We start from the raw sequence: 12,268 nt of genomic DNA on the forward strand, positions 1-12,268 counted from the left end.
ACCCTGCCAATAAAAACGGAAGCTTGGGCTTCCGTTTTTATCCGACGTCAATGCCTGGTGAATTTTTCCTGCCTGCACCGATTGGGATTTAGTTGATGTACTCCACCGCTTTCACAACCTTTTGCACCCCACCGATTGAACGGGTCACATCCGCTGCGCGCTCAGCTTCTGTCTGGGTCAGCAGCCCCATCAGGTAAACCACCCCATTTTCTGTAACCACCTTGATGCGCCCGCTGTCGATTTCCTTGTTGGAGAGCAGGTTGGTTTTCACCTTGGTGGTTAACCAGGCGTCGTTGGTGGTGGCGAGCAGGCTGACTTTGCCGCGAATCTGGGTTTCATTGTACACCTGGCGCACATTCTGTACTTGTTCCGCAGTGCGCCCGGCGAGCAGGCGCAGTTCCCGATCGGGAATTTGCCCGGTGAGTAATACCACCCCATTGAAAGAGGTGACACCAATATCGGCGGCTTTCAGGTCCGGGTGTGACTTATTGATATTCACCTTGACGATCGTCTCGATTCTCTGGTCATCGATATAGGTGCCCAGTGAGCGCTTGCCGGGGTCCTGCTGGATCGGGCCGTCATGTGTGGCCTCCAGTACGGTACTACACCCGGACCCGGCGAGAAGAAAGAGTACAGAAAACATCGCTAAAAGGCGTTTTCCCAGGGGTCGTTGTCTATTTTTCATCGTTTAGTCCTCATAGCCACCGAACAGGCTGCTGTCGATTAAGTCGGAGAGGCAAAATATCGTCAGTAGATGTACTTGATGTACCTCAGCCGAGACCTCAGAAGGCACGCGCAGTTCAATATCGTGTGTATTCAACAGGCTTGCGCAGTCACCGCCATCACCACCAGTGAGTGCCAGTATGCCCATATCGCGGTCCCGCGCGGCGCGCATGGCCTGCACCAGGTTGGGTTCGCGACCGTGGCTGCTGATAATAACGAGCAGGTCACCGGACTGGCCCAGGGCGCGCACCGGACGGGCAAAGGTGTCGGCGGAGCCGTGGTTTTGCGCCACGGTGCCCATAGAGACGCCATCGCTGTTCAGGGCCATTGCGGGGAGGCCGGGGCGTTCGCGCTGGAAGCCTCCGGTGAGTTGCGAGCTGAAACTCTGCGCAAGGGCACCGCTCACACCATTGCCACAGAGCAGCACTTTGCTCTCAGCCAGCAGCGTGTGAACTACCATCTGGCTGGCTTCCGCAATCAGTGGTGCCAGTATTTCACCGGCATTCATGGTGGCTTCCAGGCTGTGGTGAAAAAGGGTTACGACTCGCTGTTCCATTGTGTCCTTAATTCTGGCGAAGCGCTGTTCGCCATGCTCTGTCACGATAAATCCCGGTGCTGCCTCAGGCTTCAAAGGCATTCTTGATCCACTGGATGTTTTGCGCATCGCTGTCTATGGCAAGGACATCGAAGCGGCAGGGACAGTCCAGGTTGTGTTTTTGTAGATAGCCACAAGCGGTGGCAAGCAACTTCTGCTGCTTGCGCGCGTCCACGCTGGCCCCGGCACCGCCGAAGTGGTTACTGCGGCGGAAACGCACTTCCACAAACACTACAGTATCACTATCCCGGGCGATAAGATCTATCTCTCCGAAACGGCTGCGGTAGTTGCGTTCGATGACAGCCAATCCCGCGCGCCGCAAGTAGTCTGCGGCCTTGTCTTCCATCTTTGTGCCAACAGTGTCGCTGGTGTGCTTAAAAATTTCCCTGTCCTCGCCTATTGGGCACTTCCCCGCAGTGCAGGAGGCGATTCCACGGTGGTAATTGGTACCGGCACCCCCTTTTTAACCAGGGCCCAGATCTGTTCGCGCAGGATGCGGCCATCTGCACTCAGGCTGAGGGCGCCGGTGAGACCGTGCAGCTTGAGCCGGGGGAACTGGCGCAGCATGGGGATGCGAGGGTAGAGGCGGAAAGCGTCGGCGCCAAGGGCGTAGAGGCGGGCAAAGGCCGGTGCCGGAGCAGCCTGCTGTTCGATATCCCGTTTGGTCTGGTTGCTTTCAAACAGCCAGGGCAGGGCGGTAAAGCGAATGCCGTTGATGTCGCGGTCGGGGGGGATGCTGCCTGCGAACACCTGGGAGGTGGCATATACCGGCAGGTCCCCAGCGTAATAGTAAGTCAGCATGGGGTTGATCTGGCGCGCCTGTTGGGGTTGCGCCGCCAAAAACACCATGTCCACGTCGTCGCGGCGGCGCGGGGTGAACGCCAGCGGCGCAGACAAGCGGCCTTGCAGTGCTTTCTTGCGCGCTTCGCTGGCGGGGATTAACAGGGCATCACTGATCAGGTTGGAAAATTTGCTGTTGGGAGAGAAAGTTTTGCTTATTGCGACAGTACCACCGAGGTGCTGCCACTCTTCCTGAAAGGCCTCCGCACCGCGCTGTCCCCAGCTGCTGTTTACCGCGAGTACCATCGCCTGGCGGTGGCCCTGGCGGTAGGTGTGCCGGGCGATTTGGCGGGCCTCGTCTTCCACAGCCAGGCCGAACTGTACCAGGTCTTCGCTAAGGCGCCCCTGGTCGCCATAATTCAGGGCCAGGGTAGGTACCGGTAGTTTTTCCGTGGCCAGCAGGTTGGTTACCTTGTTTTTGTCCAGGGGGCCGATAATCGCTTTGGCCCCGGCGTCCACGGCGTTCTGATAGATATCTTCGAAAGGCTGCTCGGCTCCGGTGTCGTACACCATTACACTGGGGGTGGCGGCGCCGGCATTCAGAGCGGTGTAGTGTGCCGCCATAAAGCCATCTCGGATTGCGCGCCCGGCGCTGCCGAGGGGGCCTGAGAGTGGAAGCAGCAGGGCAATGTTGTCCACCCGCTGGGCTGCCAGCCGCTCCAGCAGCTTCAGGGCTTCAGGGGGATGGATATTAGCGCTGTGTGTCGGCCAGCGTTCGCGCCAACGCTTGAAGGCAACCAGCTGCGAGCTGATGTCGGTCTGGGTATCGCGGCCCAACAGAGCCAACTGGTACCAGCCACGCATCTGGGTATCGCTGCTAGCAGCGGCGCGCGCCTGCAGCTCGCTGGAGGGCAGTTGAGTCAGCAGCTGCCAAAAGCCGTTGTTATTCTGCAGGATTGCCTCGTCGGTTTGCGCCAGAAAAGAAATTTCCCGGCGCTCTGTGATGGCGTTGTCCAGGTTGCCCAGTAGACCCCATAAGTCTGCGCGCAAGCTGCGCAGGGGCAGTGCCGTTGCTTGCGGCAACCTGGCCCAGACTGTGTCCAGGCGCGGCGAGGTTGCCAGTGTGAGGGCCTCAAAAAAGTCGTCACCGCCGGCGAGCAGATTGCCGTAAAGCTGTGCGTAGCTGGCATACAGCGTGTCGTCCAACTGTGTGGGAACAATGCGGGTCACCGCCTCCCTGGCCGTCTCTTTATCCCCCAACTCGTATAGAATGGCGGCCGCCTGCAGGCGTTGTTGGTCCCTTGCCGGAGTGGGCAAAGCCTCCGCACTGCGCAACAGATGCACGGCATCATTGCGGCTGGTTGATTGGCTCGGGGGGTAGGAAGGCTTGTATACCCCTGGTCGTGGAGCCGGAGTTTGGCAGGCCGTCAGCACCAGTGCGACAGCTGCCATACTGGCGATCACAGTAGAGGTGCGCCTGGAAGAGGCGGACATAATCTTCTCCCGCAATAATGATATTTGGAGTAAACAGCTATGGGGCCTGATCTGGGGCTGCTTTATATTGTCGCTACGCCCATTGGCAATTTGGCCGATATGGTACCGCGAGCTGTCGAAGTTCTACAATGTGCCGATCTGGTTGCTGCGGAGGACACACGTCACAGTCAGAGACTCTTTTCCCATTTCGATATCGATTCGCCATTGATGGCATACCATGACCACACCGATGCCAAGCGCACCGGACAGATTTTACAGCGCTTGGAGCAGGGGCAGACGGTGGCACTGATCTCGGATGCGGGCACCCCGCTGATTTCCGATCCGGGCTATCGCCTAGTGCGTACAGCCCGCGAGCGGGGCATTCGCGTGGTGCCAATTCCCGGTGCCTGCGCTTTCATTGCTGCGTTGAGTGCCGCTGGCCTGCCCAGTAATCGCTTCAGTTTCGAGGGCTTCTTACCGGCCAAGGGCGGCGCGCGGGAACGCGCGCTGCGGGCGCTGGCCGGGGATACCCGCACCCTGGTTTTCTACGAGGCGCCCCACCGGGTGGCGGATACCCTCGACGCCATGGTTGCGGTTTTTGGGGGAGAGCGCGAAGCGGTGATTGCCCGCGAGGTGAGCAAAGCCTTTGAGACCTTCCAACTGATGCCGCTGCGCGAGTTGGCTGGCTGGGTGCGTGCGGACAGCAATCAGCAGCGCGGTGAGATAGTGTTACTGGTGCGCGGTACTGAGCGCCGGCGTGAGAGTGTGCTTGACGGCGAATCGCAACGGGTTATGTCCCTCTTGCTGGCTGAATTGCCACCGAAAAAAGCCGCCGCTGTGACTGCGGAAATCACCGGGGTGCCTAAAAAGGTACTGTACAACTGGAGCCTGTTGCAAAAATAAGGGGGTCAATGGATGTTCCCCTGGCGGGATAAGCCTGTTGCAATCTGCCAGTCGTCTCATTACTCTTCACGGCGAGCTGGCCGGGCAATCGCTATCGCCTTGTGCGGTGGAGGAAAGTCCGGGCTCCATAGGGTGGAACGCCAGGTAACGCCTGGGGGGCGCGAGCCTACGGAAAGTGCAGCAGAGAGTAGACCGCCGATGGCTCCCTCGGGAGCACAGGTAAGGGTGAAAGGGTGCGGTAAGAGCGCACCGCGCAGCTGGTAACAGTCTGCGGCATGGTAAACCCCGTTCGGAGCAAGACCAAATAGGCCCTCTATAGGTGTGACCCGCACTGAGGGCGGGTAGGTCGCTTGAGGTGTCTGGTGACAGGCATCCCAGATGAATGATTGCCCTCGACAGAACCCGGCTTACAGGCCAGCTCATTTTTCACACCGCTTGCATACTGCGGTAGAGAATGTATTTGCGCGTTACACTCCCGATGGAGTGTGGGTTTTTTAACCACTGCCGCACAAAACCCGCTTTTGCCATAGCCATCTGCGGCACTGGTGTAGCCTTCAAGTACGCGGGTCTTACTGTGGCGCACAGGGAAGGCATAGGTCGGATCACCGATGTGGATTAATAATCGTTGTGCTACCCCTGGTTTGAGTGCCAATTAACCCCCCTTCTTTTGGGTGGCTATACCTGCGCCTGGTGATAGGTGCTGCCTGATACAATATTGGGACTAACAGCCAGACGCACCTTGTCACTATAGAGAAACCGGTTGAGAGCCTCTATGACCCTTGCAAAACAGATCGAAGACAAACTCAGGGCGAGCTTTGCCCCACTGCACATTGATGTCCAGTGCGAAAGCCATATGCACAACGTGCCGGCAGGGTCGGAGATGCACTTTCGGGTGGTCTTGGTCAGTGAAGTTTTTCAGTCACTGGGAAAAGTGCAGCGTCACCAGAAAGTTTATTCTGTCCTTGGCGAGGAAATGGCTGGCCCTATCCACGCACTCGCCCTGCATGTCTATGCGCCGGATGAATGGGAAGGTGAAGCCCCTGAAAGCCCCGAATGCCGGGGGGGTGGAAAAAAATAAAGGGCAGATGCACGCCCGTACCCTACAGGCAATGCCACACACGGTTGTGTCAATATTTAAGCGCGGCTGTTAGCCGCGCTTGGCGCTTTTTCGACAGGCCGAGAGACGGAAGATTCAACCGCGTGAACCGGATCTGGCTATAGATGCAGGTTGAGGCCGATATAGGGGCCTTTGATTTCTATATCGCTCTGCAGATCGTCCAGCTCTTTCAGGTCCAGGCTCATTACCCGGTAGCCGGCTTCAAAAGCCAGGTCCAATACCGGTACAAAATTCCAGCGCACCTTGGCGGTCAGGTCGGTATGGGTGTCGCCGCGAAAGGTAGTGCCGTTGCCCTGGGCAATCAAAGACCAGCCGGTAAATGGCAGATCGAAGCGCGCCATGGCATAGGCCATAGGCAGATAGCCGGTAAGATCGACGGTTTCTGACTGGGTTTCGCTGACAGCAGTAAATTCACCATTGTACTTGCGCGCAGTCAGGCCCAGGTCCAGGTTGACCCAGTTGTCCAGCACTTCGTAGTAAAAGGTGGCATCGGTGTGGCTGAGGTTCAGGTCGGTGTTGACCTCGGAGCCCACTTCGAAGGCTTCGTCGTTAAAAGTCACAGCGCTTTCCAGGTGGGCGGCGCCATCGGTGTCAATTTTACTGTGGGCGAGCAGCACATTGGGTACCAGCGGGATCGGGTGCTCCAGGGCCGCCTGAAAGGTGGTGATGTTGTCCTCACTGAGGGAGAGGTTGTCCAGATCATAGTGATCGCTACCGATATCACCGGTATACCCCGGTAGCCAAACGCCGGCGGTGGCGTCAATGCCGAGAATCGTATCTGCGCTGGTGGCGTTGCAGGCGAGGAGGGCACACAGGGTAATGGCGGATTTGTTCATGGATTTTCTCTGAGATGAATTCGCCGAGGAGTGTACAGATAAGCCGCTTTATTGCCATTATAGACTGCAAATTTTTGCATTTCTGCTCACATGGATCAGCAAAGGAAATGTGTTGGGTTGATTGTACTGCTGTTGACAGGCTCCTCGGGGTTTACCCACCTCCAGATCCTGGCAGTTGCGGAATAGTCTCGCTAAGTATTGGCTAAATACATTCCAATGTTCAGAATTACGGTGTCACTATTGGTGCTGTGAAGAGTCCTGAACTGTGACACGCGGTACCTGGTAGGTGGATTGATCCTATCCAATCGATGTCGATCCTATTATGTTTTTCAAATTGAAGTGCCAGACTGCAAAAGAATGCAATTCTAAAATTCTGTGATCAGTGTGCGTATACTCTGATATCAAAATAAATGTAAGAGTGCACCGGGCAGCGGCCTAAAGCTTGATCGAGAGATCTCTGGTGGGTGACACCATAAGACTGCAATAATCAATTTCCTTTGGCAGATATAGGGGTCATGCCAGGGTGCTGCCTGGGTTCTTTTCGCTATGCAAAGGATAAATTGTGTATTATTTCGTTAAGTGTCAACGTGAGAAGCCAAAATCCAGTATTCTGGCGAACCCGAGCAAAGCAGGTATCCTGTCCGAAGATTAGAAAGCAGGGTGCATCGCAGATCAACTGCTCGGGTAGTGCACTCCAGTAAAGGGGTATAACTCGATGTACTAAAGTACCACTTTCTAATCAAATATTCTGTTGTAAGTACGATAGACAACACTGAGCCCCACAGCCAGAATTCTATCCGTGGTATATTAATCAGTTACTACCGGGCCGGAAGCAAAGAATACCCTCCTCTCGGGGCACGCTGTGAATACCTCCCTGTACGCTCGTAATCGGCGCCCATGCCTCATACGGTCCCGAGATAAGGGTATTCTTCCCTTCCGCCTTGTTAGTATATTCTTCAGATTGAATACCCCTACACAACCACTTTTATACCACCAGATGTGTTTTGGTGTGATGTTGCTTGGAAGGCTATGGTAATTCCATCATAATCCCCCGCCAATTATTCTCCCAAAGAGCCTAGGAAAATGTCGTTAGAGGAGGGAAAAAGTGATCTATTGGAGGATACCCTGAATGCCTCCAATCACTTCCAGTTTGAAGATGCGTTACGGCTAGCTACTCTCACCATTATCTGGCATCCAAAGCGTCATCGTATTGGAGCCAGTGCCCACCTGCTGTGGGATCAGGCCGGCGAATTTGAATTATCCCGCTGGACTCCCCAGTTCCAATATGGTGATAACTGCGAGTATCCCCTGGATGATCGCCGTATTTCTCGCAGCCCCGTATTATTCAGAAAAGTCTCGCAGGGAATCGTGATTCATCCTCCCAGGACCGGCATGCCCGTACAAATCGGTGCAATGCATATTGAGAATCCCATTACCCTGGAAGAGGAAGCGCTGGAAGAAGGCGTTGTTTTCTGCTTGGGTCGTCGGATCACCCTCTGTCTCCATTGGGCCCCACCCCGATGTGCAGAATCCCACAAGCTCGGACTGGTCGGAAGTGGTCACCAGTTGCAGCGGATAGGAAAGCAAATTCGCAAAGCGGCGCAATTCAACGCCAGCGTGCTTATTCGTGGTGAAAGTGGAACCGGTAAGGAACTGGTAGCACACGCAATTCATGATCTGAGCAGCCGGGGCGGGCGATCGATGGTCTGTGTGAATATGGCTACGCTGGGTGGTGAACTGGCAGTGGCAGAGCTTTTCGGTGTGCGTCAGGGCGCCTACACCGGTGCTCGTGCGAATCGACCGGGCCTGATTGGTGAGGCGCATGGCTCAACATTATTTATGGACGAAATTGGTGATGCCCAGCCACCCGTACAGGCAATGCTGTTGCGGGTTTTAGAGAGTGGTACACTGCGGGCTTTGGGTGACAGCCGTGAACGCAATGTCGACGTGCGCTTTATCGCTGCCACTGACCGACCTCTTGAAGCAGGTACTACGCCCCCCTTCAGTCAGCCTTTGCGGCGGCGCCTGGAGGCAGTGTGTATCCAACTCCCACCTCTGCGTCGGCGGCGCGAAGACTTCGGAGAATTGTTGCTCAAATTTCTTGTTGAGGCCGAATGTGAATTGGGCCAGGTTATTCACCTCCCTGCGGATCTCGTTTGCATTCTCGCAACCCGATCCTGGCCCGGTAATGTGCGTGAGTTAAAAAACTTCGTCACCCGATTGACTTTATATGTACAGCCAGATGGAACTCTTCTCTTGGGAGAGGACCTGGCAGAATATTTGCAGCAGGAGTTTACGACTGAAATCAAGCCCGCCATTACAGCTACTCGCTATCCCGTCCGCTACCGTGACCCTGCTACGGTATCGGAGTCCGATCTTTTGCAAGCGCTCAACACCAGTGGCTGGCGGATCATGCCTGCCGCCCGTACTTTGGGCATTTCGCGTACCTCCATGTATGCACTACTCAAACACAGTACAGAAATTAGATCCGCAGATGCAATAGCCAAGGAAGAAATTCAGCAGGTTATGCAGGAGGGTTCGGATCTGGATGCTTGGGCTGAACAATTGAAAACTCCACGGGAGGGGTTGAAAAGACGCCTGAACGCCCTGGCTCTAAAAAGGTGACAGGACGAACCTGGCTTGGTGCGCCTGCCTGATTCAATGCTGTCACAATAATACGAAGCTATTTTAAAATTATATAAAGTCGAGATGATGTCAGCCACTGACCATCCAAAAAAATATAAAAAGTGTTGCTGATCAGTGATGAGAAGAATCCTAATGTTGCATTAAAGTTCTTGGTGAATCTGTTTAGTCTCCCCTCCCATACACTTTATGTGTGATCACTTCAAAAACTTGAAGGGGATTAAGTTTTATTCAGTAAATAAGATCCAGGAGTTTCTATACGGAAAATACGTGAAATAGATGAGGGCCGAAAGCGACAGGTATTTTACATGGTGTCCTGCGGACAATTTCTTTTTCCACGTCAAGCGAGATTTTTTCTGAGATCGTGTGGAGAATGGTTGCCGGGGAGTTGTGATGGAGTTGCCATCAATCTCCAGGCGGTGATATGTAAATAGTAATTAAGAAAATAATCGGAGGAAAGTATTGGGCCCTAAGAGTATTGCTGGTTACCGAATCGTGGAAAAAGTCGGTTGTGGGGGGATGGGGGTTGTCTATCGTGCTCGCGATTCGGTACTTGATCGCGATGTCGCACTGAAGTATATCAATTCGCCTTCATCTTGCACAGATGAACTTGTAGAAGAATTGATTCGGGAAGCAAAAATTGCTTCATCCCTGAAGCATCCAGGCATCGTTGCCATCTATGGGTTTTTCCGCGAAGGACCCTGTATTGCCATGGAATACATCTGTGGAGACCCTCTTTCAACTCTTATTACAGATGGCGGTATCAATTTAAATCAAATCGTAAATCTTGCCTTGCAAGTTTCCGAGGCGCTTCACTATGCCCACCGGTCGGGAGTGGTGCACGCAGATCTCAAGCCTTCCAACATTATGCTTGATTACAATGGGCGTGCCAGAATATTGGATTTTGGCTTGTCACGCTGGCGCTTGACAGAGGAATTACGCACGGTTTCCCACAGCGGGAAGCATCTTCAGCGACTTACTGGTACTATTCCTTATATGTCGCCAGAGCTGGCACTGGGACAACCAATTGATTACCGCAATGATATTTTTTCTCTCGGCTGCATATTATTTGAAATGATGACCGGGCAGCGCCCTTTTGATGGCAATAACCCGACGGTGATTCTAAACAATCTGATCAACAATGTGCCTCAGGGAATAGATGCTCTAAGACAAAATGTTCCGGAAGCGCTGGCCAGTTTGGTTCTGAACATGCTGGAAAAGAATCTTGATCGGCGCCTTTCCTCCCTGGCTGAGGCTATTGTGGTATTGAAGAAGTTTTCTATTGCTTCGCCCCAGGTCCGAGAGGAAGTAATACATAGGGTATATTGGCGAAAATGGGTGTGGATAGGTTTGCCGTTAGTGTTTGTTTTTTCTATTGTATTGGCATTTTATTGGTTTTTTCATGCAGCTGATGCCGAGCGCCAAGTAAGAGTTTTTTTGGCTCAGCCTGAAAATTATCACGGTGATGGAGGTGCACCTCTGAATGGGGTGATATGGAGCAGTATAGTCAACGGGTTACACTCATTAGGGTCTGTTCAACCTCTAGTCAACTATGGGCCTTCTCTGGAAAGTGAGAGTCTAGCTGAGTTGGCAAAATTTGCTGGGTCTGACGAGTGGATCTTAATTCGCTATCAGTTCAATAATCCACTTAAGCATGTGCATTTACAGAGGATACGCACCAAAGATGGCGCTTTGCTAAGGCAAGTATATTTTTCCTTTCCCTACACCTCTGCACAAAAAAGTGGCCAAGCGGTACTTTCTCAAGTTCTGGCGCTTTACAATGATGTAGAGGCAAAGGGGTCAAAAAATTTCACCTATTTATCTTTTGCAACTTACCAAAAATTCGCAAATATTCATTTCAGCTTGCATCAAGGTGTTGGAGATAGAGAGGCGATATTCGAAGAGCTAATGTCTTTGATCAAGCAGTCAAAAGCCTTTCCGGCAGCGGAACTTCTGGCTGTGGACTTGGCTTATGATTTATATACGGATAGTGGAATTTCTAGCTATCTGGTAGATGCTGATAATTTATTGGATGATTTGTATGCTTATCACCCCAATTCAATTATTCTATTGCAAAGAAAAGCTAAATTGGCTATTGGGAGAAGGGATATAGGTGGTGCTGAGAAGGTAGTGGAAGAATTGTCAAAGCTTTCCCCTGGGGACCCGGAAATACCGTTTTTAAAATCCAGGCTGGCTGAGTTAAAGGGGAAAATTGATATTGCAAATGATTTGATCGTGCAGGCATCTGAACATATAGCCCTGCCTATTGGCGAGCTGCATAGGGCGGCGGCGTTGGCAATACGTGTTGGCGATGTTAATTCCGCGAGGACGTACCTTACCAAGATCTTGCATTTGTCTCCAGGAAATACTATGGCTTTGGGTAATTCAGGTCTGCTGGAGCTTCTCTATGGAGATATCAATCGCGCTATAGCCATTTACGATGAATTGTTACAACACAAACAACATAGAAGCTATCTGGTTAATATTGGTCTGGCTCTTATGTTGCAGAAAAAATACCATGAGGCGCGTCAAAAATTTGTCCATGCTCTGGAGTTACAGCCAGGAAGTCGTGTCGTCAAGATAAATCTTGTGGATGTCGAATTGGCATTGGGTAATCGAAAGGAAGCCGAGGCTTTGTGTGAGAGTATCCTCAGGGACTACCATGCGATGGAGGAAGCAAATGCTAGCAATAAAATGATACAGGCCCAGTGCCTCGCACATCTGGGTCGTTACGAAAGGGCGGTAGCAATCACTCTGAAAGCGCTTGCCGAGTCACCGAGTGATGCCGAGATCGCCTATCAAGCCGCAGTGGTTTACATCTTGTCCGATGAAAAAAAATCGGCTTTAGTCTGTGCTCGTAAAGCCTTGAAGAAAGGTATGGATCGACGTTGGTTTGGTTTGCCGGTATTTGCAAATACGCCAGTGGCCGATCTTGTATCCGAAAAAAATATTTTATCTTCTGGGTTTGATGTTTAAAACTATACCCAGGTCGTCAGGTCAGAGAGGTTCGGGCTAGTCAGTAGGTATTTAAATAGCTATCCAAGCATGTAAGGCAAGCGTTTCTATTTTCAACGCAGTTATCCAAAGATTCATCTGTGATAAACTAGATGCTCGAGTGATTGATAATCCAAAGAAGCCAGTTGTCCATAACTGATTTAACTATCCTCCTTGAGGAGCTGGTACGACTGTATGATGTTG

9 protein-coding genes and 1 other RNA gene are annotated in these 12,268 nt (G+C 52.7%); 5 read left to right on the top strand and 5 right to left on the bottom strand.

What is annotated here, in order from left to right:
- Positions 1 to 88 precede the first annotated feature (88 nt).
- Genes ACL7TT_RS00360 through ACL7TT_RS00375 form a run of 4 tightly spaced genes read right to left on the bottom strand, consistent with a single transcriptional unit; the run spans position 89 to position 3,592 of the window.
- The gene (locus ACL7TT_RS00360; protein ID WP_299941609.1) at positions 89 to 685 is read right to left on the bottom strand and encodes a BON domain-containing protein; all 597 of its coding nucleotides are present in this window, start codon (positions 683 to 685) and stop codon (positions 89 to 91) included.
- A gap of 3 nt (positions 686 to 688) precedes the next feature.
- Entirely contained in the window at positions 689 to 1,360 is a 672-nt protein-coding gene (locus tag ACL7TT_RS00365) for an SIS domain-containing protein (protein WP_366523375.1), read from the bottom strand.
- Positions 1,344 to 1,664 carry a YraN family protein gene (locus ACL7TT_RS00370; RefSeq protein ID WP_413392219.1) on the bottom strand — a complete coding sequence of 107 codons (321 nt, stop codon included), beginning with the start codon at positions 1,662 to 1,664 and terminating at the stop codon, positions 1,344 to 1,346. The genes ACL7TT_RS00365 and ACL7TT_RS00370 overlap by 17 nt, the downstream gene beginning before the upstream one ends.
- A gap of 50 nt (positions 1,665 to 1,714) precedes the next feature.
- Entirely contained in the window at positions 1,715 to 3,592 is a 1,878-nt protein-coding gene (locus ACL7TT_RS00375; protein WP_413392221.1) for a penicillin-binding protein activator, read from the bottom strand.
- A 39-nt stretch (positions 3,593 to 3,631) separates the two neighbouring features.
- Here ACL7TT_RS00375 and rsmI point away from each other — a divergent pair, with 39 nt between their 5' ends.
- The 3 genes from rsmI to ACL7TT_RS00390 all read left to right on the top strand — a co-directional run bounded on the left by rsmI (position 3,632) and on the right by ACL7TT_RS00390 (position 5,552).
- On the top strand, positions 3,632 to 4,474 hold the full coding sequence (gene rsmI, locus ACL7TT_RS00380) for a 16S rRNA (cytidine(1402)-2'-O)-methyltransferase (RefSeq protein ID WP_413392223.1): 843 nt from the start codon (positions 3,632 to 3,634) through the stop codon (positions 4,472 to 4,474).
- 72 nt (positions 4,475 to 4,546) lie between these two features.
- An RNA gene (rnpB, locus tag ACL7TT_RS00385) (RNase P RNA component class A) lies at positions 4,547 to 4,900 on the top strand.
- A gap of 346 nt (positions 4,901 to 5,246) precedes the next feature.
- On the top strand, positions 5,247 to 5,552 hold the full coding sequence (locus ACL7TT_RS00390) for a BolA family protein (protein ID WP_299941618.1): 306 nt from the start codon (positions 5,247 to 5,249) through the stop codon (positions 5,550 to 5,552).
- Positions 5,553 to 5,689: 137 nt separating this feature from the next.
- Here the strand turns inward: ACL7TT_RS00390 and ACL7TT_RS00395 are convergent, their stop codons facing one another.
- Complete coding sequence (locus ACL7TT_RS00395; protein ID WP_413392225.1) at positions 5,690 to 6,427, bottom strand: TIGR04219 family outer membrane beta-barrel protein; 738 nt, start codon at positions 6,425 to 6,427, stop codon at positions 5,690 to 5,692.
- Positions 6,428 to 7,510: 1,083 nt separating this feature from the next.
- Between ACL7TT_RS00395 and ACL7TT_RS00400 the strand changes: the two genes are divergently transcribed.
- Together ACL7TT_RS00400 and ACL7TT_RS00405 are read left to right on the top strand one after the other, a co-directional pair.
- Entirely contained in the window at positions 7,511 to 9,052 is a 1,542-nt protein-coding gene (locus ACL7TT_RS00400; RefSeq protein ID WP_413392227.1) for a sigma 54-interacting transcriptional regulator, read from the top strand.
- A gap of 513 nt (positions 9,053 to 9,565) precedes the next feature.
- The gene (locus tag ACL7TT_RS00405) at positions 9,566 to 12,046 is read left to right on the top strand and encodes a protein kinase domain-containing protein (protein WP_413392228.1); all 2,481 of its coding nucleotides are present in this window, start codon (positions 9,566 to 9,568) and stop codon (positions 12,044 to 12,046) included.
- Positions 12,047 to 12,268 lie beyond the last annotated feature (222 nt).

The organism is Microbulbifer jejuensis, assembly GCF_047289955.1.
Classification (GTDB): Bacteria; Pseudomonadota; Gammaproteobacteria; order Pseudomonadales; family Cellvibrionaceae; genus Microbulbifer.

Excerpts from the sequence above, each read along its gene's own strand:
- rsmI (WP_413392223.1), top strand. The coding sequence starts at position 3,632 with ATGGGGCCTGATCTGGGGCTGCTTTATATTGTCGCTACGCCCATTGGC.
- ACL7TT_RS00395 (WP_413392225.1), bottom strand. The coding sequence starts at position 6,427 with ATGAACAAATCCGCCATTACCCTGTGTGCCCTCCTCGCCTGCAACGCC.
- ACL7TT_RS00360 (WP_299941609.1), bottom strand. The coding sequence starts at position 685 with ATGAAAAATAGACAACGACCCCTGGGAAAACGCCTTTTAGCGATGTTT.
- ACL7TT_RS00390 (WP_299941618.1), top strand. The coding sequence starts at position 5,247 with ATGACCCTTGCAAAACAGATCGAAGACAAACTCAGGGCGAGCTTTGCC.
- ACL7TT_RS00365 (WP_366523375.1), bottom strand. The coding sequence starts at position 1,360 with ATGCCTTTGAAGCCTGAGGCAGCACCGGGATTTATCGTGACAGAGCAT.
- ACL7TT_RS00375 (WP_413392221.1), bottom strand. The coding sequence starts at position 3,592 with ATGTCCGCCTCTTCCAGGCGCACCTCTACTGTGATCGCCAGTATGGCA.
- ACL7TT_RS00400 (WP_413392227.1), top strand. The coding sequence starts at position 7,511 with ATGTCGTTAGAGGAGGGAAAAAGTGATCTATTGGAGGATACCCTGAAT.
- ACL7TT_RS00370 (WP_413392219.1), bottom strand. The coding sequence starts at position 1,664 with ATGGAAGACAAGGCCGCAGACTACTTGCGGCGCGCGGGATTGGCTGTC.